The sequence below is a fragment of the Desulfotalea psychrophila LSv54 genome (assembly GCF_000025945.1).
GTDB lineage: Bacteria > Desulfobacterota > Desulfobulbia > Desulfobulbales > Desulfocapsaceae > Desulfotalea > Desulfotalea psychrophila.
In genome coordinates, this window is the sequence record NC_006138.1 from 2,055,166 (window position 1) to 2,076,656 (window position 21,491).

The following is a 21,491-nucleotide window of genomic DNA, read 5'->3' on the forward strand; positions in this document are numbered from 1 at the left end:
AGTTGAGGAGAGAAAAATGGGGCAAACATCTGCTGCACCAAGTCTTGTTGCTGTTGCAGCGAAAAAACAGCTTGATTCCAGTTTTAGACGAAGAGGGATTACCATAGCATTGGCTTCAGGCCTATTTTATGGATTTTACACTGCTTTTATGACACTTGGTATGTCTAAAGGTATTTGGCTTGAGTGGTATGGTTCGCAGTCAAATTTATCAGCCTTTGCCGTTATGTATCTCCTCAGTGCCCTGGGCGCCGCCACCACGGATACCTGCAGTGCTCTCTGGGCTGTCTCTTTTGCAGTACTCAGAGGACGTTTTGGTGATTTTACCCGCTGCATAAGGACAAAACCGGGTATGGTAATGGTTGCGGCTGCTATCATAGGTGGGCCACTGGCCAGTACAGCCTATGTTATAGGACTTCAGCTAGCAGGATCCATTGTCGTGCCCATAGCTGCCCTCTGCCCTGCCTTTGGCGCAATAATTGGTCACTTTCTTTTTAAGCAAAAATTAACAGCGCGTATTATGCTGGGAATAGCAATTTGCTTTGCCGCCAGTTTCCTTATTGGTAGTACAGGGCTTGGTGCTAATGTTCCGGATAATCTCTTTCTTGGTCTCTTCTTCGGTTTGGCTGCCGCAGTTTTCTGGGGTATAGAGGGATGTATCTGTGGCTATGGAACCTCAATGATTGATCCTGAAATAGGAATTACCATTCGCCAGGTAACCGCTGGTTTTTCAAATCTATTTATTCTCGTGCCCCTCTTTGGCATAATTGCTCAGGTAGATAGCTTTGCCATGGTGACCCAATCTTTTACCGATGGTGGTTCGATTATCTATTTTGCCATTGCCGGATTGTGTGCCTACCTGACATTTATGTACTGGTATAAAGGTAATGGCATGTGTGGTGCTGCCCTTGGCATGTCCTGTAACGGAACCTTCTCTTTCTGGGGTCCTTTTTGTTGCTGGATTGTTTTGGGTATTGTTTTTGGCATTGAGGGCTGGTCCATGCCTCCGATAGCTTGGGCTGCGGCCATTCTTATGGTTATTGGTATTTTTATTATAGCAATGAACCCCTTAGATCTGTTTAAAAAAAGTAATCAGGAGACAGCATGATTCCATTAAATTACGCCATCTTGAAATTTTTTACCAAAAATGATGATGCATCAGCTGATTGTGTTATGAGTGCCTTGCAGGACCAGTACGGTCACTATAAGGCCTTCAAAAAAGGCTCAATCATCAATGCCATAATGACAGCCGAGGCCAATGGTCTTCTTGAAGAGGCTAGATTAGAGCTTGATCCTAGTCAAGAGCTGAAGGTTTATTACAGGGCCCATGAAGAGGGCGCTGCAACAATAAACAAGTATATCAAGGGTTAGTAGAATATTCAGTGTCGGTGAGTCTCCTCTTGCAGGAGGCTCACTGGCTCTGTCTGTAGAACCAGAGAAAAAAATCAGTACCGTTTCTCTCTGTAGGATACCGCTCAGATTAGAGTGGTTTGTAACACCCTGCATTAGAAAGTTATTCTCCCTAGTAAAACCTATCCTCTCTATTCTCCCCCCTTATTTGTCCAATTTTGAGCTAACAGCTAGGCTGTTTCAGGGTCTCTTATGAATTTGTTTGAGGTGAGGCGAGGTCTATGCATTTATTTTTCGTCTCTTGACATACGAGAAAGTATCTGTTCCAACAGGAGTTGGATATGATATTTTATTGTTGTCCTTCTCTCAGCGGTCAGAGTGTTTATTTGGCGACAATACGAAGAGATGGGTCTCTTGTTCTGTCCTGCTTATTGTGCTAGCCCAGCCTTGAATATTGACCGATCCATAAGAGGGATAAGAGAGTATGAGTCACAAAAAGAAATATTTCATAGGAGATATGAGTAAGATATGTAATTTGTCAAAAAAGGCTCTTCGATTTTATGACAAAATAGGCATAATTCCATCTCATAGGCATGACTGTAATAATTACAGGTACTATACCAGTGAATCACTGTTGGCCGTTCCGGTAATAAAGTACTATAAGCAGATGGGGTTTACTCTGGAAGAGATGAAGGAGTTTATCGAAGGCAAAGACCCTAACGTTTTTAAGAGTATAAAAAAATCCTTTTTGAATAAAATTAAATCATTTGAAGAGGAGCAGGAGAAGATTGAGCGGAAACATATTGCCGTTAAAGACTGGTATGAACTCATTTTGGAAGCTGAGACGGTTATTGAGAACAGTATATCCGATGTTTCCGTTAAGTACATCGATAGCGCAGAGCTATTATGTCAGGAGCAATACTATGAAAAAGATATAAAGGCCTCCATTGTCAATATTGACTTTACAAATTATGTCGAAGAGCTGGATAACGAGATAACCGGGCCGGTAATAATCTATTTTTCACCCCTGCAAGATAGAATTGAAAATCGGCCACAGGCAATTAAGATTCTGCAAAAAACAATAAAAACCTGTAGTAAGAAGAACAGGGAAACATTCGGTGGCTGCATGATGGCTTCCTGTTACCATATAGGTTCGCATGATACGATCCAACAGACATATCAAAAAATATGTAAATGGGCCGGGCAAAATGGTTATGTTCTGGGCAAAGGCTCCTATGAACGGTATGTTACAGATTACTGGACCACGCGGAACACCTCTAAGTTTATCACTGAGATATTAATCAAGGCGACCAGAATGAGAGAGGCTATTCAGTAAGAGGTGCATTGCTCTCGATGAGTAGTTGTTATCTTAGTTTCTTGTCGTCACGGGCTGGCAAAGCTTCCCCTATAGGGGAGGTCGTTTTTTCCGGAGCAGGTATTTTTGCTCTAAGAGAGCGGTAGCTACCCTGGCAGAACTCCCTCTTTTTTTCCAACTCTCTACAGCGAATAGATACTCTCTTCCTCCTGTCATGTGAGCATTTTCCCCGGAAAATCAGCTTGAAGCCTGTCTCTTGCGCTAAGGCACAAAAATGAATAGAGGCCTCTGCCGGCAAAATAATTTTCAAAAACAGTATTGACATTCCCCTACAGTGGAGACCTTATAGTGGTTAAGTGTAAAAAAAGATGATTATAAGGTTCACCTCTTTTGATCAATTGCAACCACTTTCAAACAAGTAACAGCTTGATGGAGATTATATGGGGTATCACGTTGACGGGGCTTTAGGCTTAATTGAAACTCTTGGAATGGTTCCTGCCATTAGTGGCGCGGACGCTATGCTGAAAACAGCTGATGTCACCTTGGTTTCCTATGAAAATATTGGCTCTACTCTGGTGGCTGTGATGGTCAAGGGAGATACTGCGGCAGTTCAGGCTTCGGTGGATGCGGGGGCCAAGGCTGCGGCCAAAGTAGGCCAGGTTACAGCGCAAAATGTTATGCCCCGCCCTGTTCGGGAGGTGGATGCTATTGCTGCCGTTCACGGTATAGACAGATCTGAGGCGGTCAGCGGGTCGCGACCAAAATCCATGGGCTTTGTTGAGACCTTTGGCATTGTTTTTGCCCTGGAAGCAATCGATGCCATGGTTAAGGCTGCCAATGTAGAGGTTATCGGCTATGAGAACGTCGCCTCGGGATATATATCCGTATTAGTTGAGGGTGATGTCGCTGCCTGCCAGGCCGGCGTTGCTGCAGGCGTTCAGGCTGTTGAACGGATGGGTGGAGAGGTACATAGCTCTCTTGTTATCCCCACCCCTCACCCTGATATAGAGCTGATAACCAGGACCTATGCCTTGGATAAACTTTTACCCTAGCCCTCCGTTACTGACAGATGATATTGGCAGAAACCTCAACCTGCATGCAGGGTGTAGATAAAGGCAAATATAATGATTGTTGACAACGATTTACTCTCCGTTCAAGAGGCCAGAATTCTGGTTGAGGATGCTTTTGAAGCCCAAAAGAAATTGGCAACATTCTCCCAGGAAAAGCTGGATGAGATTGTTGAAGGTATGACCCGGGCTGTTGAAGGTCAGCTTCGGGATCTTGCCCAGATGTCTCAAGAAGAAACCGAAATTGGCAAATGGCAGGACAAGCATATCAAGAACAGCTTTGTCTGTAGCTATAGCCGTAGCCATCTGCGCTATATGCACTGTGTTGGTGTTATTGGTGAAGACCCGATGAACGCCATCACCGAGATAGGGGTCCCCATTGGGGTTATTGTATCCACCTGCCCTGAGACAAGCCCTGTCTCTACAGCTATATATAATACACTTATTGCCATTAAGTCCGGCAATGCCATCATCTTCTCTCCCCATCCCAGAGCCCGACAGAGTATTGGCAAAACCCTGGATATTATGAGAGAGGCGGCTCAGGCCCATGGGCTTCCCGAGGGCTGTCTGGCTTATTTGCAGACCGTAGATCATAGTGGTCTTCTGGAGTTGATGAACCATGACTGCACCTCACTTCTTCTTATTGGTGGAGATGAAATCTTACTGCAGACCGCAGCTGGCACAGGTAAAACCATCATCTATGGTGGTACCGGAAACGGACCGGCCTTTATAGAACGCTCGGCCGATATTGAACAGGCGGCACGAGATATCATTGCCAGCAAATCCTTTGATAATGGTATTGCCCCGGCGGCAGAACAGTCTCTGGTGGTGGATGCTCCGGTGGCAGAAGATGTACGTCGGGCAATGAAGAGAAATGGGGCATATTTTATGTCCGAGCAGGAGGCTAGTCAGCTCGTTCAGATATTTTTTACCTCCGCCGGCAAGCATAAAAAGGGAGTTGTTGGTATCTCGGCTCAGAGGCTTGCCCAACGGGCCGGTTTTATCGTGCCTGCAGACGTGACCCTCCTCGTGGCTGAGCGTAAATATGTCTCCGAAGCCGATCCCTACTATCGTGCCTTTCTTGCCCCCGTTCTTGCCATGTATGTGGAAGAGGACTGGATGGATGCCTGTGAAAAATGTATAGAACTTCTTCTCTATGAGAAAAAGGCCCACTCTCTGGTTATTCACTCTTGCAATAAAGAGATTATTCATCAGTTCGCCCTGAAAAAACCGGTGGCCAGACTCTTGGTGAACACCCCGGGAGCCTTTGGTGGCATGGGTGCAACGACCAACCTCTTTCCCTCTATGATGCTGGGAAGCTCCTCCGCTGGACACGGTGTTACCTCTGACAATGTCTCACCCTTAAATCTTATCTATAGGAGAAAGGTGGGCTATCAGGTCAGAAGTATGGAGGAAGTAAAAAAAACAATAATGGTCGAGGAACCCCTTCGCCATGTGAGCAGTACCCCGATAGAAAGTAATGATTCAGTGACGGTGGAGGTAATACATCAAATCCTGAAGAAGGCGATTAAGACCATAAATGACCCCGCCGCTCATTGATATCCCTTAGATGGAGGAAGCAAATTGGATCTTCAAAGTTTTTCTGAAAAACTCATAGTAGCAACCAAAAACCTTAATGCTGCGGAGCGCGCCTCCCTGAAAAAGATCTTCGATGGTGATTCCACCGAGATTGCAGAGGACAAGAATGTGCCATCGGCTCATCTCTCTGTAGACCCATGTGCTATACCCAATGGGCCTACTGATCGACATATAAAGCTTAAGAAAAAATTCCTTACTCACGTGCCCACCATCACCACCCATCGGGCTCGGGCCATCACCAAGATTGCTCAGGAAAACCCAGGATTGCCCAAGGCTATTCTGCGCGGTAAATCCTTTAAGTACTGTTGTGAAACGGCACCCCTGGTAATCCAGGATAATGAGCTCATCGTTGGTTCTCCCTGCGGTGCTCCCCGGGCCGGTGCCTTCTCGCCAGATATCGCTTGGCGCTGGGTTAAGGATGAACTTGATACCATCGGCACTCGTCCTCAGGATCCCTTCTTTATCTCCGAAGAGGATAAAAAGATCATGCGCGAAGAGCTCTTCCCCTTCTGGGAAGGCCGATCCATTGATGAGTATTGTGAGCAGCAGTACCGCGAAGCGGGTATGTGGGAACTCTCCGGTGAATCCTATGTTACCGATTGCTCTTATCACGCCACAAATGGCGGTGGTGATTCTAATCCTGGCTACGATGTAATCCTGATGAAAAAGGGTATGCTTGATATCGTCAGGGAGTCTCAGGAGAAGTTGGCCGAACTGGATTATGAAAATCCCGATGATATGGATAAGATCTATTTTTATAAGTCTCTTATCGATACCGCAGAAGGGGTAATGATCTACGCCAAGCGTCTCTCTGACTATGCGGCCCAATTGGCAGCCAGTGAGAAAGATCCCCAGCGTAAGGCAGAACTTGAGAAGATCTCAGCTGTAAACGCCCGGGTTCCTGCTCATAAGCCCGAGACCTATTGGGAGGCTATTCAGGCAGTCTGGACCGTTGAATCTCTTCTTATCGTTGAAGAGAATCAGACAGGCATGTCCATTGGTCGTGTTGATCAGTATATGTACCCATTTTATAAGGCAGATATTGAAGCAGGACGCATGACCGAGTATGAGGCCTTTGATCTCTCCGGTTGTCTGCTGGTGAAATGTTCCGAGATGATGTGGATCACCAGTGAGGATGCCTCCAAGTTCTTCGCTGGCTATCAACCCTTCGTCAATATGTGCCTGGGCGGGGTGACCCGCGAGGGTCTTGATGCCACCAATGATCTTACCTACCTCCTTATGGATGCCGTTCGTCATGTTAAGGTTTATCAACCCTCTGTGTCCACCCGTGTTCATAACCAATCTCCTCAGAAGTATCTGAAGAAGATTGTGGATGTGATTCGTGCCGGCATGGGCTTTCCCGCCATCCACTTCGACGATGCCCATATTAAGATAATGCTGGCCAAGGGCTGCTCCATTGAAGATTCCCGTGATTATTGCCTCATGGGTTGCGTAGAGCCTCAGAAGTCTGGTCGTCTCTATCAGTGGACTTCCACCGCCTACACCCAGTGGCCCATCTGTATTGAGATGGCTCTCAACCACGGAGTGCCTCTCTGGTACGGCAAGCAGGTCTGTCCTGATCTTGGCGCCCTGGAGTCCTTTGATACCTATGAGAAATTTGACGCGGCCGTTAAGGAGCAGATCAAGTATGTGACCAAGTGGACCAGTGTCGGTACCGTTATTTCCCAACGCATTCACCGGGATCTGGCTCCTAAACCTCTTATGTCTATGATGTACGAGGGTTGTATGGAGTCCGGTAAAGATGTCTCGGCAGGCGGTGCTATGTATAACTTTGGCCCCGGTGTTGTCTGGAGTGGCCTTGCCACCCATGCCGACTCCATGGCAGCTATTAAAAAACTGGTCTTTGATGACAAGAAGTACAGCTTGACCCAGCTTAATGAAGCCCTAAAGGCCGAGTTTAAGGGCTATGACCAGCTGAAGGCCGATTGTCTTGCCGCTCCTAAGTTTGGTAACGATGACGATTACGCTGATCTTATCGTTAATGATCTGGTGAACTTCACCGAGCGGGAGCATCGTAAGTTTAAGACCCTCTATTCGGTTTTGAGCCATGGTACCCTCTCCATCTCTAATAATACGCCATTTGGTCAACTCCTTGGTGCTTCAGCCAATGGTCGTGATGCCTGGATGCCCCTCTCCGATGGTATCAGCCCTACCCAGGGTGCTGACTTTAAGGGGCCCACCGCCATCATTAAGTCCGTATCGAAAATGCCCACCGATAGCATGAACATCGGTATGGTGCATAACTTCAAGCTGATGTCCGGTCTTTTGGATACACCCGAAGGTGAGAACGGTATCATCACCCTGATCCGTACTGCCAGTATGATGGGTAACGGTGAGATGCAGTTTAACTATCTCGATAATGACACCCTGCTTGATGCTCAGTTACATCCTGAAAAGTATCGTGATCTGGTGGTTCGGGTTGCCGGTTACAGTGCCTTTTTTGTTGAGCTGTGCAAGGATGTACAGGATGAAATTATCAGCAGAACCATGTTGACTGAAATTTAGGCTTTTATCCCCTCTTAGGGCAGATATTTAAGACGAAGAGAGTGTATCGTGGCAGAAAGAAAAGCACATATATTTAATATCCAAAAGTATAATATGTACGATGGCCCCGGGGTGAGAACCCTGGTCTTTTTCAAAGGGTGCCCTCTTCGTTGCCTGTGGTGCTCGAATCCCGAAGGACAACTGCGCCAGCCTCAGGTTTTGCTGAAGCAGGATCGCTGTATTGACTGCGGTGACTGTGTCCCGGTTTGTCCCGTTGGCATTCATCGTCTCCTGCCTGGTAGTAAAAAGCATGAGATAAATCAGAAGATAGAGTGCATAGGCTGTGGGAAGTGTGAGGCGGCTTGCAAGCAGGGGGCCCTTGCCATCACCGGTGGTTTGCAGACTATCTCTCAGTTGCTTGAGGTGATTGAAGAGGATAGGCCCTTCTACGAGATGTCTGGTGGAGGGGTTACCCTTGGCGGAGGTGAGGTGTTGATGCAACCGAAGGCTGCGGCAAGTCTTTTGATGAGCTGTAAGCAGAGGGGAATTAATACCGCCATTGAAACCTGTGGCTATGCCCGTCCCGAGGTGATCAAGAGTGTTGCGGAGTTTACAGATCTCTTTCTTTTTGATATCAAACATATGAACTCGGAAAGACACCGCGAACTGACCGGGGTGCGTAATGAGCTTATTCTCAGCAATGTCCAGTGGCTTCTGGAAAACCGATTTAACGTCCGGATCAGGGTACCGGTTCTGAGAGGAGTTAATGACGGTGAGACGGAACTGGCTCAGCTGATAGATTTTCTCCGGCCATATCTTGGCTTGAAGAATTTCAAGGGAGTTGATATTCTCCCCTATCATAAAATGGGTGTTAATAAATACAGGCAGTTGGGCTGGGACTATCCCATCGAGGGTCCCGTTGAACTAAATACTGCTGATCTGGAACGTATTGAGAGCTATTTTAAACTAAATAATTTTCCGGTATCGGTGATTCAGCACTGATGTCAGGGCTGACCTTATCTGTTGCAAAATAGGGGAAATATGAAGAAGAATCAGGAAATTGATACATTAGGTGTTGTTGAGTCAGCAACCATTGCTGCCGGGGTGGCCCTGACGGACACCATGTTAAAGGTTGCCGATGTTGAGTTGCTTCAGGCCACGACCATCTGCTCCGGTAGATATATGATCTATATTTCCGGCGATTGTGCTGCGGTTACTGCTGCGGTTCAGGCAGCAGAAGGGTCGGGGCGTAAAATACTCGGTAGCTATGTCCTCTCAAACGTTTCCCCTGAACTGGTCAGCTTTTTGCGTAAGGGGACCGTCGTTAAAGAGGTTGAATCCCTAGCCGTTGTTGAATGCCGCAATGTCTCTTCTGGCATTGCCGCCGCCGATAAGGCCCTGAAGAGTTCCGCAGTCTGTTTGGCTCGACTGGTTACAGGTCAGGGGATTAACGGTAAATCGTATTTTGTTATCAGCGGAGATGTTGCCTCCGTTGGAGAAGCGGCAAAGGTCGCAGAGTCCGTTTTGGGCAAAAATCTTATCGAGGTAGTTATTATCCCCCAACCCCACGCCTCGGTGGTAAGGTCTCTGGTAAAAGGGGTGAGGTTATAGATGAAGAAAAAACTTGTTGAAGCGAGCAATGTAGAGTCCTATCTGTGCGAAAATGGCACTAAGATTTATATTGATAAGAGCATGGTCTTAACTCCGGGCGCCCGAGATGTATTGAATGGCAGAAGAGTTGAATTTATCTATGGAGAGCGGCCGGGCTCTGAAGGCTCTCTTGCGACGATCCTGAAGGGCTGTGCCTCAGCAAATGCCTTTTCGGCAGTTGCCGGCAATGAAAATGGCGATTATGAAAAGTTTGTCCTGGGTATAGGGGCAATGCTTAAAGACTCTTATGGGATTGTCGATCCTGCTGAGCGGAAGAGATACACCAAGAGGGCCATCCAGATAATCAAAGAGAATATCTAGGCCTCTTTTGTCGTTGATGCAAAAAGAGACAATTGCCCATTTAAAAGTGAAAACAGCCAGCCATGTCTGAAATATCAAGAGAGCCAAAACAGCGAATTATTCAAGAGTATGTCCCGGGAAAGCAGATCAGCCTTGCCCATCTCATTGCCAGCCCCGATAAGAGCATCTATCTTAAACTGGGCTTGGATGAGGAGGCCAGCGGGGCCCTTGGGGTACTGACCATAACCCCGAGCGAGGGGGTTATCGTTGCCTCGGATATTGCCACCAAGGCGGCCTCTGTTGAGATTGGCTTTCTTGATAGGTTTGGCGGTTCACTTCTCCTCCTCGGTGATGTGGGTGGTGTCGATGCTGCCCTGCAGGCGGTTTTGGATTATTTTGGTAATACCCTGCACTATTCGGTGGTGGAGATGACCCGGACCTAAGAGTCTGTTACAAAATAAGATGGCCCGAAGCTGAGATGCAAGATGTTCATGTTATTTTTGCCAGGCCCTAGGGGTTAGAATCACAATGAAAAAAATGATGCTGATAGGCGAGACTCATGCCGGTAAGAGTTCTCTGATCAAGGCCCTCTCCGGGCAGGAGTTTCAGCCTCGCAGGGCCATGGCCCTGCAGTACTTTGGCCCCTTTATCAACACTCCGGGAGAGTTTATAGAAAACCACTTTTTCTTTCCCGCCCTGATAACCACCTCGGCTGACTGTCATGTCCTGGCCATGGTTCAGGATGCAAGTAGCCGGAGCAGTCTCTTTCCACCCCTCTTGCCTCGATGTTCAACCGCAGGGGGTCGGGCTGATCACCAAGATTGACAGTCCCCATGCCAATGTCGAGCGAGCCAAACTCTTCTTAAAAAACGCCGGTATCAAAGAGACTCTCTGCTGTAGCAGTATAACGGGGGCCGGATTGGAAGAGATTCGTCAGCTGATCCAGTAGTCCTTCCTTCCCTCGGTAGTTAGCACTACCCTTTCCACTACAGAGGGCTTGCGGTGGAGCCTATCTCGGTGGCGCTCTTATCGCCCACGCCTGCGTCCTCCCTCTTCTTTGCCCACTGCGCCTGTTTCTAATTGTTTGATTAAAATGACAGCCATTTTGTCACAGAAAATGTAACAACTTAAATCAATAATATTAATTAATTATACCAGTTCGACGTTTTTTTCTGATAAAGAAAGTGTAATAATTTTTATCTTGGCTAAGAGGCTATCGGCTGTAGAGGTTCCTAGCTTTTTTCTAGCGAGGTGAGAGCTGTTCTCTGGCCTCTGCCACTTTCTTGAGAGAAGGGTGCTGAGACGGTATTTTCTTTATTTCACATATAATATCGACGTATGCTGAAAATCTAATGGCACCAATGTTATTTGTAATGACCCTTACCTGTGGTGCAGTTGCTGTATGTGGCGCTTCCGGCTGAACCTCTTTCCTTCCTCTACTTAACCTAGAGCTCGATAGTTGAGTTCATATTTCTTGGCATCATCTTCCTTAAGAAGATTCTTTTCTAACAGTTTTTTGATATCCCTTCTGGCTGTCTGTTCGCTCGCCTTTTGGTAGAGAATTTTAAAGGGATAGTTGTCCATCAGGTCTTTAAGGGTAAAGGCAATGGGATTATCCAGCAGTAAAGAGAGCAGGGCAAACTGTCTTTTGCTTATTGCCCTGTTTTTCTGTTCATGGGTGTAAAAATCTCTTAGGGCAAATCTTCTGATCAGAAAGGTTATTGACTCTTTTATATCCATGAGGCTTTCCACTACCCCTTCAAGCATAAACTGGATAAAGGGGGTGACATCTTTTCTGTTTTTAATGCTTTTGGAAAATGCTGCATAGTAATCATCTACATTTCGATAGTAGTAGTTTGAGAGTTCTTTCGGAACGTATTTTATATTGGCAGAATGGAGAAGGCATGATTCAAGAAATCTGGCAGTTCTGCCATTGCCATCCCAAAAAGGATGGATGAGGCAGAGATGATAATGGGCCAGTGCTGCCCTGAGAAAGGGGTTGAGACCTAAAATTTCTTCGCTGTTGAGCCAGGCCACGAACTCTTTCATGAGCATTTTTACATCTGCCAGTATTTTAGGTGGTCTGTATACGCCACCGTGCCCTTTGTCGCCGACAATAACCTCACCATTTCTATAGGCCCCTGGAATATTGTACTCATGTGGAATTTCCGTGGTAATGATCCTATGCATGGTTTTGATAAAATCTTCACTAACAATCAGGGGGCCATTTTGAGGCTCCATCTCCGAGAGTATCTGGTATAGGGAGAGTAGGTTTTTGATCTCCTGCTTATCCTTTTGGGTGTAGAGAGGCATCTCTTCACCGGCCGCGATCTTTTTGACCCCCTCCTCTTCAATGGGATTTCCCTCAATCATGGCTGTTCCGGAAATAGAGCTATACATGATCTTTGGATCCAGCCTTGCCGACATTCCGGGAAGAATTGGCAGATCCGTGACGGTCTCATAGAGCAGATTGGCCTTAAAGAGCAGGTTATCGACTATGACCATCTCTGTTTCGTGGCAAAAATAAAACTTCCCTGATTTATAGGTTAAAATGTCTTTCATTTTGCCCTCTCTTTTGTCATAGAAAATGTAACAACTTAAATCAATTATATTAATAGCTTGCAGTGTGCCGGCGTTTTTTTCTGATAAAGAAAATGTAACAACTTTCGTCATGAAAGTAATCATCTTTTTTGTCCCCTCCTCGTAGCACTCGAATTTATCTTGGGAGCGCGGACGTCTCGTCCGCAAAGCTTGCCATCCTGTAATGCCCAATTTGATTAGCCTAATTATTTCATCAAAGATGTTTTGGGGCAAGATTGAGCCAAGGGGGATTTAGTGGAGATGGAGAGTCTGATCGTCTTTGTTGGAGATTCAGGGGTTTTAATTTGCCTCGGCTTTTTTAGAGAAGATGGGCATGCTTTGCTTTGCCCATCCTACATCCTCGCCAGTGGCCAGATTCTGGCTTTAGGCATTAAACCGATAGGCATTTGCTATGCTGAATGAATCTAATCTCTACTTTTTTTGAAAAGGATATAGGGGGGTAGGCGGCTTGGCACCGTCCTCCGGACCTTTATTGGGGATAGTATTCCCCTGTGCGTTGATTGATTGCCCCACTATGATTATCCCTACTATTTTTAGTTATGATATCTGGATGTTCAGCTCCGTTTTCATGCTCAATCCCAGACGGATTAAACTTCATGTCAGCACCCTGTTGTTCTTTTATGAGCTTATCATGGGCCTGATCCAGCATGCGCTGACTTTCCTCTGCACTATCTGCAAGGCGGTAGCCGGGGCGAGTTTCGCCGCTTTGTCTCATATGCTCTTCTGGTTCGGCTTTCGGCTCCACTCATGTTTTTGTATGGGCCGTGGATGATAACAAAACTGCTGCCAGTGCTAAAACGATAAACCCTTTCATGTCCACCCCCCTCTATGATTGACCATCCCCCTGTTGCTGTCATTTTAGATTTTATCATAAGATAACCCACCTTTTAAGGTTAGGGAAAAATCCCCTGATTTACAATGGCTCTTTTTGGGGGGAGGAGTTGAGTGGCCGATGCCACTCTTCCATGCCGATCTCTTCGGCCTTGCCAGGATTTCCCCTCCCACTCCAGGCCACTCCCTGACTCAAGCAGATATAAAACTACTGGCAGAAGATCATTGTCAGGAGTATGGTTGGCATGTTTGTAAGTGTACGATAGAACTGGCGATATCTGGTCTTCTTGTGAGGACGGAATGTTTCCATGTTTGATGGATGATATCGGGGTAGGTGGAAAGTCTTGGTCGTATGGGGACTACTGCTGTAATCAGGAGGGACGTTCCTTCAACAAGAGATTGGCATCACGACCAATTTGATTGATAATATTTAAGAGCAGGGTCTGGAATCTTGAGATATGAAAAAAGTTAAGAACAAAATGCAATATAATCGGTTATCAAAAAGACGATTTGAAAAAAAAATAAAGAGAAAAAAACATAAAAAAGAGCTAATAAAATTAGCTATACAACAAAAAAAAAGCATTTTGAATGTAAAAAGAAATAAATTAAAATTACATAAAAAAGCAAATGCTGAAGACTTTATCGAACTAAAGCCACCATCGCATTTTAGTATTATTGAGAACCCAAATGAAACTTTAACTTTTTTTGAAAGTTTAGAAAGTAACCTTCTTAACTACGATCCAATTTATATTAACATGTCGGAAATAAGCAGAATGACTGTAGATGCATTGTTATATTATATTTCAATTTTACAGCATATTAAAACAAAGCTTAGTGCCTATATTTTAAAAGGTTCATTTCCCGAAGATGAAGAAACTTTAACATTGATGAAGCGATCCGGCTTTTTAAGGTATTTTAAAACATCTGAAGATAATATTAATACTCATAGAGATTATGTTGAAATAAAAAGTGGTAATATTGCAGATAATCAAGTTGTTAAAGATATATGTCTTTTTGTTATGGAGAAAATGAAAGTCGGTAGGGTAAAAACACAAAAATTGTATGATATTATTTTTGAAATGATGTTAAACACAAAACAACATGCCTATAATGCTAATACGAATAAATATGATAATTGGTTATTGTTTTTGAAGTTTAATCCGGATAAATCTAATATAGAGTTTATTTTTTTGGATAAGGGCTTTGGTATTCCTCAAACAGTAAGAAAAAATAAATTAGAAATAGCCGTAAAATGGTTTTCTAAAATAGGGATAACTGAATTTAGCGAGACTGATTTAGTTGATTCAGCATTAAAGGGAGCATTTAGAACTAAAACGGAAAAAGGATATAGAGGGAAAGGTTTACCTAAAATAAATCAATATTTTGAAAATGGATATATAAAATCATTAAATATTATATCTAAAAAAGCTTGTATAACTGCAGAAAACAAACATGATTTGGAAAAAGAAATAATCGGTACACTATATTCCTGGAAAATCACAAAGGATAGTATAAATGGCAACAATAATTATTAGTGAAACATTTACAGATGCACCTGGTGGAAGGTTGCGTTCCGATGGCCCAAAGTCTGGAGAAGAATTCAGAAATGATTTTTTGATACCGGTTTTTGACAAGCTAACTGAATCAGAACAGATAACTATTGATTTAGACGGTTGTTTTGGATACGCAACCAGTTTTTTAGAAGAAGTTTTTGGAGGGTTATCAAGAGAATACGGAGCAAAAAAAGTTTTGGAAAAATTAAAATTTAAATCTGATGAAGAACCTCTTTTAATAACAGAAATTCAGGAGTATATAAAAGATGCTTCGAAATAAAGTAGGGATTTTTCTTGTTTTTTTAATTTTAGTAATCACCATTGATTTGTTAACAATCAATTTTCTGAAATGGGACTTTCTAAGTGTTAATTTTTTTAATTGTCGATTAATTGAAATTTTAAGGCTACTTGTAATGATATTTTTAAGTTGTTACGTTGCTTATTGGGTTTCAATTAAAAGTAATGCAATTCAAAAAAAGAAGGATCTTTGTTTGGTTTTGATAAATGAGGGTAACTTGATTCTATCAGAACAAAAAGAGTTAACACTTTTCGTTTACACAGCAAACAAGCAATAAAGATGATGGCAAGTTAGTTTTAAGTGGCTTTAGGCGAATGAACAATAAATTAGATGCTATAAATATATTGTGCAGCAAAATTGATTCCAAGCTATCTGCTAGTACATTAATTACAAATTTTAAAATAATAAAAGAGCAGTTTGGGGATAGTTATATGGCAGGTTTTGCACTTGAAGATTCAAAAAAAATAGAAAAAAATTTTGATAAATTTGAAAAACTGTTTGATGACTTAAGGATTCAATTGTTAATTTAAGTATTCTCAGCTAACAAAACGTTGCACCGGATTCGCTGAAGCCTGTCGGTGAACTACCCGTCATACCTATTATTGATTACTATGATTGATCGAGTTGTCAGCTAGGCAGTGGGTATTTTCTTTCATCAGCAAGAGAAGATGCAGTAAGATCTTTGCATCTCCTCTATTCTGGTTATTAGGCTAGCATCTAGCATCTAGCATCTAGCATCTAGCATCTAGCCGATTTCCTGCGAAATAAAGTCGGCCAAACTAGCAATGGATTCGAGGACCCTACGGCTGGTGTCTTCGCCGCCGATGCGGATATCGTACTGCTTCTGGACCAGGAAGACTATCTCGACGGCGTCGAGGGAGTCGAGGCCGAGGGGTGAGTCCGGGCCGATGAGTTGGGCATCACTGGGGAAATCGTCGGGGGCATCCATCACCTTGCAGGCATCAATAATTAGTAGCTTCAGATTCCTTTCTAACTCTGCTCTCTTCTCCATATCTTTCCTTAAAAACGGCCCCTCTCAGAGGTGGCACAATATAAATTTATTATAAAATAGCCTACCTGTAGGCTTGAAAACCATTGTCTAAAGGGTGTCTTTGAAAAATGAGACTTTTCGATAAATATCAGCTAAGCCCCGACTGCGAGGCATTTGGAAAATATTACCACAGGCATCGTTGATATCGGAGTCTACGCTTACCTCCGAGGATAAAATTTTTCATACAACGCAGAGATTTGAAGAAGAGACCATTTTTCGAGGCTCCCTAGAGGGTACCCTTGCCATATCTCCAAGAAAAAACCAAGCGGGAAAGGACAAGGCAGACCAGAAAAAAGCCCAGCAAAAGACCAATATTGCTCAGGATCGAGTGGATATCACCGCCCCGGACAAAGAGTTCGACAAAGCCCTCTAATCCCCAGGCCAGGGGGGAAAAGCCACTCAGTGTTTTCATAAATGCAGGCATAACATAGGTGGGAACCATGATTCCACCTATGGCGGCGGCAATGACCACTGAGACGGCACCGAGCATGGAGGCCTGATCGTAGCTACGGGCAAAGGCACCGAGGAGGAGACCATAGCCGGTGGCCGCCAGGGCCGCACAGAGGGCGAGGAGGAAGACCGCCCCCGGATGATCTCCGAGAAGGAGGGCGGGGGTGCCAAAGAGGGGCAGAATCCATTTACCCACCGCCAACATCAGAGAGAACTGGATGAGGCAGACCAGCACATAGGCCGCCGTCTTTCCTGCGACGATGACCTCGTAGGCCACCGGATGGGCAAAGAGACGGAGGAGGGTTCCCTCCTGCCGTTCCCGTAGGAGGGCGGCTGAAAGCGGTACCACAATAAAGAACATACCAAAGAGGGACCAGGCAGGGACGTTTTGCTGGATGGCATCTGGCGTTTTTATCTCCGGGCCGGTTGTGGCCAGCTCTTTAATGCTGAGAAGTGACTGATTGGCAAAGAGATTGCTCTCCTCTTCGGTGGGTCTGCCTCTGCTGAATCGTTGTTGCAGGCTGCGCGACAGGCGCTGGCCCTTCATCTCCATCTCCAGCCCCAGAAGCGCATAGCGAAGTGAGCTCAGGACCGTTGAGCGAAAGGCGCCTTGAACGGTGGGGTCAAAGAAGAGCTCCACCTGACTGTCGACCGTGGCTAACTGCTGCTTGGTCCCCGGACTGAGAACTTGGGCGCTGAAACGAGCCAACCCCTCTGCCATCGTCTCGCTGCTACCGGCGGGGATGAGGATACCAAACTGGTAGTTACCGGCTGCCACCTCTTCTCTTGCCTGCTCTGCCCTGATTGCCTTATCCGCTATGGTTTCTATCAGGGTAATTCCACCCGAGTCGTTGAGACGGTTGCGTAGCTGCTTGCCCACCTCGGCGCCGTCCTCATCGACAAAGAGGACCTGCAGGGCGGACTGGCCCGTGGCCTGGAGGACATTATTTTGCACCAGGGAGACAATGAGGACCAGGGCCATGGGCATGACAAAGAGGATGAGCATTCCCGCCCGGTCCCGCCACAGGACCAGAATGTCTTTTATGAAGGTTGCCATAAATTGCTGCATAATTCTCATCATACTGTTCTCCCCCTAATCACGGAGCTGTCGCCCGGTGAGCTGTAGAAACAGCTCTTCAAGATTTTTACAGCCTGTCCTGGCGGCCACTAGCGTGGACGGTGCCCCCTCGGCCAAGACATGGCCAGCGTCAATGATGACAATGCGGGAGCAGAGTTGCTGGGCCTCCTCCATATAGTGGGTGGTATAGAGCATGCTCATCCCCTCCTCATTGAGGCGCTGTAAATTTTCTAAAATCATATTGCGCGACTGGGCATCGATACCAACGGTGGGTTCATCGAGGAAGAGCAGTTGCGGTTGGTGGACAATACCCACGGCCAGGTTCGCCCGTCGTTTCATCCCCCCGGAGTAGGTAGCAATGGGCCGATCAGCGCTTTCACCCAGACCGACCAGTTGCAGGCACTCCTCACATCGTGCCCGTAACCTCTTGCCTGTAAGACCATGCAGTCTGCCGAAGTAGTGGATGTTTTCCCGTGCGGTCAGACTGGGGTAGAGGGCGATATCCTGGGGAACCAGGCCTATTTTTCTTCGGGCCTGCATGGGTCGGGTCAGCATATCCTCACCGTCAAGGAGGAGGCTGCCCGATGAGGGACGGAGAAGGGTGGTCATTACCGAGATAGCCGTGGTCTTGCCAGCCCCGTTGGGGCCGAGGAGACCAAATATCTCTCCCCTGCCAATCTCAAGGGAGAGACCATTCAGGGCCGGAGCGGAGGCCGTGGGATACTGGACTACCAGTTCCCGGGCCAGAAGGAGGGGCGGAGTTTTAGAAACCATTAGGCGATACACTCCAGAACTTGACGAAAGAGCCGATCTTCACGATCGGCGCAGACATGCAGTTGTGCGGCCAGGGCCGGATAGGTGGAACTTGCCCCCTCTCGGCCCTTGCAGTTGCGGGCACTGAGCAGGGCAAAATAACGCCATAGATCTCCAATCTCGGTCATCTCAGCCGACAGTTCTGCCAACTGTGGCCGCTTGAGGATATCCGCCGCTTCCTGAAGGAAGGCGGCATAGATAAAGCGGAAACCGCCGCCACCGGTGCCGATCTCCTCCTGCATGCGGATAAGATGGCCAAGATGTTGTCGTGCCCCTTCGGTACCCAGTTTTTCCGGCCATCTTTCCAGTCGATTTGCCAGGAGGTGAATTCCCCGCGTACCCATAAAGGGGAGGGGGGTGCCTACCATCCGTTTTGCCACCTCTTTGATGCCCAAGAGGACAGCTGCGGGTAGGTCAACCTCTTCTGGCTTTCTCTGCAGATAGGACATACGTCCACGGGGAGCAAGGGCCCCCTTGGCAAAACGGGCCCTCTGCAGATCGTTACGATGACAGCGTACCGGTTTATCAAAGACAGGGTCGCTGATCAGATACTCTTCCCCGTCGCGACCATAGACCACCAGATTATGGGCGTTAAAGTGAAAACGAAAGGCCGGCGGGAAATAGGGGAGCCAGTAGACCCCTGTCTGCAGTACCACCGGATGGCCCTGCTCCAGGGCCGCGTCCAGGGCTTGCATACCTGCCTCTTCTCGACGAAAACGCTGGACACGGACGGGTACCCCGAGGCGTCCCGCCGTCTTTTTGAAAATTGCTCCGGGCGAGGTGCGAAAGGTGATGAGGGGTAGTTTATTTATCCGGACAAAGGGAAAGTAGCCAAAGAAGAGGCCGCCGCCAATACCGAAGGCCAGGGCCTCGGACATCTCATAGCCTGAATGGGAGAGGACATTGGCGGTGACCCCGCTTTCGCAGTGGGCCGACTGCCGATGGCTAAATTCTATATTCACTTAACTTCCTCTTGGCGGGTGCTCTGTTGGGACATCTCTGCCAGCTTAGGTACAAGGTCCAGTTGCTCTATGTTCATCTTAAAAATTGTGGCATAGCGGTTCAGTATTTTGGTGGATAACTTCTTATAATGTTTTGCCTGAAGATGTCTTCTCACCCGCCAACGGGCCATCTTTACATAGGAGGCAAGGAGGGCGACATCCATCTGGTTCCTGGCCATATGATAGACAAGCGGACTGGCACCTTCGGACTCTATCCTGGAGAGGGCTACCATGACATCTGCGGCAATGACCTTCCATGCCTGATCGTTGGCCAGATTTGCCGCATCCCAACCTGCACTGGGCACTAGAGCATAGCTGCCGTCTTCCTCCACAGCGTAGGAGACGGCATGCCACTCCTGCAGAATTCCGACATCCTGTGGAACATCATCTTTTTTCAAAATAACCTCATTGCTTTTCAGGACGGTTAGATGCGTTCTTCAGGAGGAGGGCGGCATTGATTCCGCCAAAACCGGAGTTGCAGGTGATGATGGAGGGGTGCCCGAGGGCAAGGGCCTCACTGCCTGAAAGCTGGCAGTCTGTTTCTGCCGGGACTTCAAGGCCCACCGTGGGGGGAAGGATCATATCCCTGAGGCTGTAGAGCGAGAGCACCGTTTCAACTATTCCCGAAGCGGCAAGGCTATGGCCCAGAGCGCCCTTTACGGAACAGACCGGCATTCCCGGGGCAAAGACCTTACTAAAGGCCAGGAGTTCCATGGCATCGTTATAGACCGTTGCCGTACCATGGGCATTGATGCCGCCAATGTCTCCGGCCTCCGCCTTTATCTGTTCCAAGGCGGCTATCAGTCCTGTTGCATATCTGCTGGGCGCAGTTATATGATTGGCATCGCAGCTGATGGACCAGGGACCGAGGGTGGCAAGCACCGATGAGGGTTCGGCTACTTCTGCCGCCGAGAGGAGGATCCAACCGGCCCCATCGCCTAAGGAGAGGCCATCACGATCTTTGGCAAAGGGCCTTGCCGCCGTTGCCGATAGGGCCTTGAGGCTGGAAAAACCGGAAAGGACAAACTGGGAGAGGAGGTCAAAGCCGATAATGAGGGCATGGTCGCACTCTCCTGCCTTAATGCGCATGGCTCCCTGAATGACGGCAATTAGGCCGGAAACGCAGGCTGCACTGACCGTGGTGCCTGCCTTTATTCCAAGTCTTTGGGCTAACTCCTCTGCCACCTGCCAGGGTTGGCCCTCTTCACGACCACTGCGGAGCAGGAACTCGTCCGTTGCCGCCTTGGTGGTGGCGCAAAAGAGTTGGGTGGCCGGTGAGAGCTGCGGGAGGCTGGCCAGAAGCCGCTTAAACATATCATTCTGGCGCTGAAGACTGCCCGGTTCTCCTGCCAAATCAGGAATAAAACCTAGAGGCCATTCACCTTCCAGGCTCCCAAATTTTTGCAGGGAAATTCCCGTTTTGCCGGCAAGAAGGGCCTGCCAGGTTGATTGCCCATCGCCCAGGGGGGTGAGAATATCTCCGCCAACAACTACAACATCTCTCATGATTTACTCCATTTTCCTGTCTGCCATTGATGACGAAACTCTTCAAGCCAGACTGGTGTGATAAAGAGGGCCATGCCAGCCAGATCAGTGAGGAGCTGTACCGTATAGCCGCTGGCTGCTATTTCTCCTGCCCCGTTTCGGATCAGATAGGAGATGTTGAGACGGGCAGACTCCACCCAGTGCAGGGAGGTCTCAATGCTGATCTGCTCATTAAAGTGGAGGGGCCTCTTATAATCCAGATGCATCTGGACAATGGGGGCGGCAATATCATGCTGGTGAAAGAGCTCATAGCTCAGACCGCACATATCTCCCAGGGCCATTCTTCCATCCTCTAAGTAACTGGAATATCGTCCATGCCAGACGATGCCCAGGGAGTCAACCTCTTCAAAACGGATCCGTGTCCGGGCAATGCCCGTAAGAGGTGCAGGTGCCGAATCATCCTCGGGAAAATATTTTTTTATAAAGCCCATATTATGCCTATGTCTTAAAATGATAGTACAGATCTTACTGAGTAAAGGGTGGCTTG

The 21,491-nt window shown here is 47.1% G+C and carries 24 protein-coding genes; 15 read left to right on the top strand and 9 right to left on the bottom strand.

The features are described from left to right. The first annotated feature begins 16 nt into the window (after window positions 1–16). The 12 genes from DP_RS09270 to DP_RS19195 all read left to right on the top strand — a co-directional run bounded on the left by DP_RS09270 (window position 17) and on the right by DP_RS19195 (window position 10,732). A complete protein-coding gene (locus tag DP_RS09270) occupies window positions 17–1,105 on the top strand; it encodes a membrane protein (RefSeq protein ID WP_011189059.1) in 1,089 nt (362 codons plus the stop codon). Next, a complete protein-coding gene (locus DP_RS09275; RefSeq protein ID WP_011189060.1) occupies window positions 1,102–1,368 on the top strand; it encodes a hypothetical protein in 267 nt (88 codons plus the stop codon). Before DP_RS09270 ends, DP_RS09275 begins: the two co-directional genes overlap by 4 nt. 463 nt (window positions 1,369–1,831) lie before the next feature. Then, on the top strand, window positions 1,832–2,683 hold the full coding sequence (locus DP_RS09280) for a MerR family transcriptional regulator (RefSeq protein WP_011189061.1): 852 nt from the start codon (window positions 1,832–1,834) through the stop codon (window positions 2,681–2,683). A 419-nt stretch (window positions 2,684–3,102) separates the two neighbouring features. Beyond that, window positions 3,103–3,714 carry a BMC domain-containing protein gene (locus tag DP_RS18975; RefSeq protein ID WP_011189062.1) on the top strand — a complete coding sequence of 204 codons (612 nt, stop codon included), beginning with the start codon at window positions 3,103–3,105 and terminating at the stop codon, window positions 3,712–3,714. 72 nt (window positions 3,715–3,786) lie between these two features. Next, window positions 3,787–5,289, top strand: coding sequence for an aldehyde dehydrogenase family protein (locus DP_RS09295; protein ID WP_011189063.1), 1,503 nt, complete (start codon window positions 3,787–3,789; stop codon window positions 5,287–5,289). Between the two features lie 24 nt (window positions 5,290–5,313). After that, window positions 5,314–7,854, top strand: a complete 2,541-nt coding sequence (gene cutC / locus DP_RS09300) for a choline trimethylamine-lyase (RefSeq protein ID WP_011189064.1) — start codon at window positions 5,314–5,316, stop codon at window positions 7,852–7,854. Window positions 7,855–7,902: 48 nt separating this feature from the next. Continuing rightward, on the top strand, window positions 7,903–8,835 hold the full coding sequence (cutD, locus tag DP_RS09305) for a choline TMA-lyase-activating enzyme (RefSeq protein ID WP_011189065.1): 933 nt from the start codon (window positions 7,903–7,905) through the stop codon (window positions 8,833–8,835). 39 nt (window positions 8,836–8,874) lie between these two features. Continuing rightward, a complete protein-coding gene (locus DP_RS09310; protein WP_198408682.1) occupies window positions 8,875–9,444 on the top strand; it encodes a BMC domain-containing protein in 570 nt (189 codons plus the stop codon). Then, on the top strand, window positions 9,445–9,804 hold the full coding sequence (locus DP_RS09315) for a hypothetical protein (RefSeq protein WP_011189067.1): 360 nt from the start codon (window positions 9,445–9,447) through the stop codon (window positions 9,802–9,804). Window positions 9,805–9,866: 62 nt separating this feature from the next. Beyond that, window positions 9,867–10,226 (top strand): BMC domain-containing protein, encoded by a 360-nt coding sequence (locus DP_RS09320; RefSeq protein WP_011189068.1) that lies wholly within the window; start codon window positions 9,867–9,869, stop codon window positions 10,224–10,226. A gap of 85 nt (window positions 10,227–10,311) precedes the next feature. Further along, the gene (locus tag DP_RS18575; RefSeq protein WP_011189069.1) at window positions 10,312–10,608 is read left to right on the top strand and encodes a EutP/PduV family microcompartment system protein; all 297 of its coding nucleotides are present in this window, start codon (window positions 10,312–10,314) and stop codon (window positions 10,606–10,608) included. Then, entirely contained in the window at window positions 10,526–10,732 is a 207-nt protein-coding gene (locus tag DP_RS19195; protein WP_198408683.1) for a EutP/PduV family microcompartment system protein, read from the top strand. Before DP_RS18575 ends, DP_RS19195 begins: the two co-directional genes overlap by 83 nt. A 491-nt stretch (window positions 10,733–11,223) precedes the next feature. Here DP_RS19195 and DP_RS09330 read toward each other — a convergent pair whose 3' ends face one another. Continuing rightward, window positions 11,224–12,345 (bottom strand): Fic family protein, encoded by a 1,122-nt coding sequence (locus DP_RS09330; RefSeq protein WP_041278585.1) that lies wholly within the window; start codon window positions 12,343–12,345, stop codon window positions 11,224–11,226. A 508-nt stretch (window positions 12,346–12,853) separates the two neighbouring features. Then, window positions 12,854–13,099, bottom strand: coding sequence for a hypothetical protein (locus DP_RS09335; RefSeq protein ID WP_041277840.1), 246 nt, complete (start codon window positions 13,097–13,099; stop codon window positions 12,854–12,856). 574 nt (window positions 13,100–13,673) lie between these two features. Between DP_RS09335 and DP_RS09345 the strand changes: the two genes are divergently transcribed. From DP_RS09345 to DP_RS09360, 3 genes are all read left to right on the top strand, one after another. Next, a complete protein-coding gene (locus DP_RS09345; RefSeq protein WP_011189073.1) occupies window positions 13,674–14,750 on the top strand; it encodes a hypothetical protein in 1,077 nt (358 codons plus the stop codon). Beyond that, window positions 14,731–15,048, top strand: coding sequence for an STAS-like domain-containing protein (locus DP_RS09350; RefSeq protein ID WP_041277842.1), 318 nt, complete (start codon window positions 14,731–14,733; stop codon window positions 15,046–15,048). Before DP_RS09345 ends, DP_RS09350 begins: the two co-directional genes overlap by 20 nt. A 332-nt stretch (window positions 15,049–15,380) precedes the next feature. After that, a complete protein-coding gene (locus DP_RS09360; RefSeq protein WP_011189075.1) occupies window positions 15,381–15,596 on the top strand; it encodes a hypothetical protein in 216 nt (71 codons plus the stop codon). Between the two features lie 215 nt (window positions 15,597–15,811). On the opposite strand, the gene DP_RS09365 is transcribed toward DP_RS09360, so the two are convergent. The 7 genes from DP_RS09365 to DP_RS09395 all read right to left on the bottom strand — a co-directional run bounded on the left by DP_RS09365 (window position 15,812) and on the right by DP_RS09395 (window position 21,435). Beyond that, window positions 15,812–16,078, bottom strand: a complete 267-nt coding sequence (locus tag DP_RS09365) for a phosphopantetheine-binding protein (RefSeq protein WP_041277843.1) — start codon at window positions 16,076–16,078, stop codon at window positions 15,812–15,814. Window positions 16,079–16,343: 265 nt separating this feature from the next. Further along, entirely contained in the window at window positions 16,344–17,648 is a 1,305-nt protein-coding gene (locus tag DP_RS09370) for an ABC transporter permease (protein ID WP_011189077.1), read from the bottom strand. A 12-nt stretch (window positions 17,649–17,660) separates the two neighbouring features. After that, window positions 17,661–18,419 carry an ABC transporter ATP-binding protein gene (locus DP_RS09375; RefSeq protein ID WP_041277844.1) on the bottom strand — a complete coding sequence of 253 codons (759 nt, stop codon included), beginning with the start codon at window positions 18,417–18,419 and terminating at the stop codon, window positions 17,661–17,663. Continuing rightward, complete coding sequence (locus tag DP_RS09380) at window positions 18,419–19,420, bottom strand: BtrH N-terminal domain-containing protein (protein ID WP_011189079.1); 1,002 nt, start codon at window positions 19,418–19,420, stop codon at window positions 18,419–18,421. Before DP_RS09380 ends, DP_RS09375 begins: the two co-directional genes overlap by 1 nt. After that, the gene (locus DP_RS09385; protein WP_011189080.1) at window positions 19,417–19,857 is read right to left on the bottom strand and encodes a hypothetical protein; all 441 of its coding nucleotides are present in this window, start codon (window positions 19,855–19,857) and stop codon (window positions 19,417–19,419) included. The genes DP_RS09380 and DP_RS09385 overlap by 4 nt, the downstream gene beginning before the upstream one ends. A gap of 7 nt (window positions 19,858–19,864) precedes the next feature. Further along, a complete protein-coding gene (locus DP_RS09390) occupies window positions 19,865–20,965 on the bottom strand; it encodes a beta-ketoacyl-[acyl-carrier-protein] synthase family protein (protein ID WP_011189081.1) in 1,101 nt (366 codons plus the stop codon). Further along, on the bottom strand, window positions 20,962–21,435 hold the full coding sequence (locus DP_RS09395; protein WP_041278589.1) for an acyl-CoA thioesterase: 474 nt from the start codon (window positions 21,433–21,435) through the stop codon (window positions 20,962–20,964). Before DP_RS09395 ends, DP_RS09390 begins: the two co-directional genes overlap by 4 nt. Between the last annotated feature and the right edge of the window lie 56 nt (window positions 21,436–21,491).

What these genes read in the sequence shown, in the direction of transcription:
- DP_RS09330 (WP_041278585.1), bottom strand. Translation starts at nt 12,345, where the DNA reads ATGAAAGACATTTTAACCTATAAATCAGGGAAGTTTTATTTTTGCCAC.
- DP_RS09395 (WP_041278589.1), bottom strand. Translation starts at nt 21,435, where the DNA reads ATGGGCTTTATAAAAAAATATTTTCCCGAGGATGATTCGGCACCTGCA.
- DP_RS09375 (WP_041277844.1), bottom strand. Translation starts at nt 18,419, where the DNA reads ATGGTTTCTAAAACTCCGCCCCTCCTTCTGGCCCGGGAACTGGTAGTC.
- DP_RS09345 (WP_011189073.1), top strand. Translation starts at nt 13,674, where the DNA reads ATGAAAAAAGTTAAGAACAAAATGCAATATAATCGGTTATCAAAAAGA.
- DP_RS09360 (WP_011189075.1), top strand. Translation starts at nt 15,381, where the DNA reads ATGAACAATAAATTAGATGCTATAAATATATTGTGCAGCAAAATTGAT.
- DP_RS18575 (WP_011189069.1), top strand. Translation starts at nt 10,312, where the DNA reads ATGAAAAAAATGATGCTGATAGGCGAGACTCATGCCGGTAAGAGTTCT.
- DP_RS09320 (WP_011189068.1), top strand. Translation starts at nt 9,867, where the DNA reads ATGTCTGAAATATCAAGAGAGCCAAAACAGCGAATTATTCAAGAGTAT.
- DP_RS09390 (WP_011189081.1), bottom strand. Translation starts at nt 20,965, where the DNA reads ATGAGAGATGTTGTAGTTGTTGGCGGAGATATTCTCACCCCCCTGGGC.
- DP_RS09310 (WP_198408682.1), top strand. Translation starts at nt 8,875, where the DNA reads ATGAAGAAGAATCAGGAAATTGATACATTAGGTGTTGTTGAGTCAGCA.
- DP_RS09335 (WP_041277840.1), bottom strand. Translation starts at nt 13,099, where the DNA reads ATGAGACAAAGCGGCGAAACTCGCCCCGGCTACCGCCTTGCAGATAGT.
- DP_RS09280 (WP_011189061.1), top strand. Translation starts at nt 1,832, where the DNA reads ATGAGTCACAAAAAGAAATATTTCATAGGAGATATGAGTAAGATATGT.
- DP_RS09370 (WP_011189077.1), bottom strand. Translation starts at nt 17,648, where the DNA reads ATGATGAGAATTATGCAGCAATTTATGGCAACCTTCATAAAAGACATT.
- DP_RS09295 (WP_011189063.1), top strand. Translation starts at nt 3,787, where the DNA reads ATGATTGTTGACAACGATTTACTCTCCGTTCAAGAGGCCAGAATTCTG.
- DP_RS09365 (WP_041277843.1), bottom strand. Translation starts at nt 16,078, where the DNA reads ATGGAGAAGAGAGCAGAGTTAGAAAGGAATCTGAAGCTACTAATTATT.
- DP_RS09350 (WP_041277842.1), top strand. Translation starts at nt 14,731, where the DNA reads ATGGCAACAATAATTATTAGTGAAACATTTACAGATGCACCTGGTGGA.
- DP_RS19195 (WP_198408683.1), top strand. Translation starts at nt 10,526, where the DNA reads ATGCAAGTAGCCGGAGCAGTCTCTTTCCACCCCTCTTGCCTCGATGTT.
- DP_RS09270 (WP_011189059.1), top strand. Translation starts at nt 17, where the DNA reads ATGGGGCAAACATCTGCTGCACCAAGTCTTGTTGCTGTTGCAGCGAAA.
- DP_RS09315 (WP_011189067.1), top strand. Translation starts at nt 9,445, where the DNA reads ATGAAGAAAAAACTTGTTGAAGCGAGCAATGTAGAGTCCTATCTGTGC.
- DP_RS18975 (WP_011189062.1), top strand. Translation starts at nt 3,103, where the DNA reads ATGGGGTATCACGTTGACGGGGCTTTAGGCTTAATTGAAACTCTTGGA.
- DP_RS09275 (WP_011189060.1), top strand. Translation starts at nt 1,102, where the DNA reads ATGATTCCATTAAATTACGCCATCTTGAAATTTTTTACCAAAAATGAT.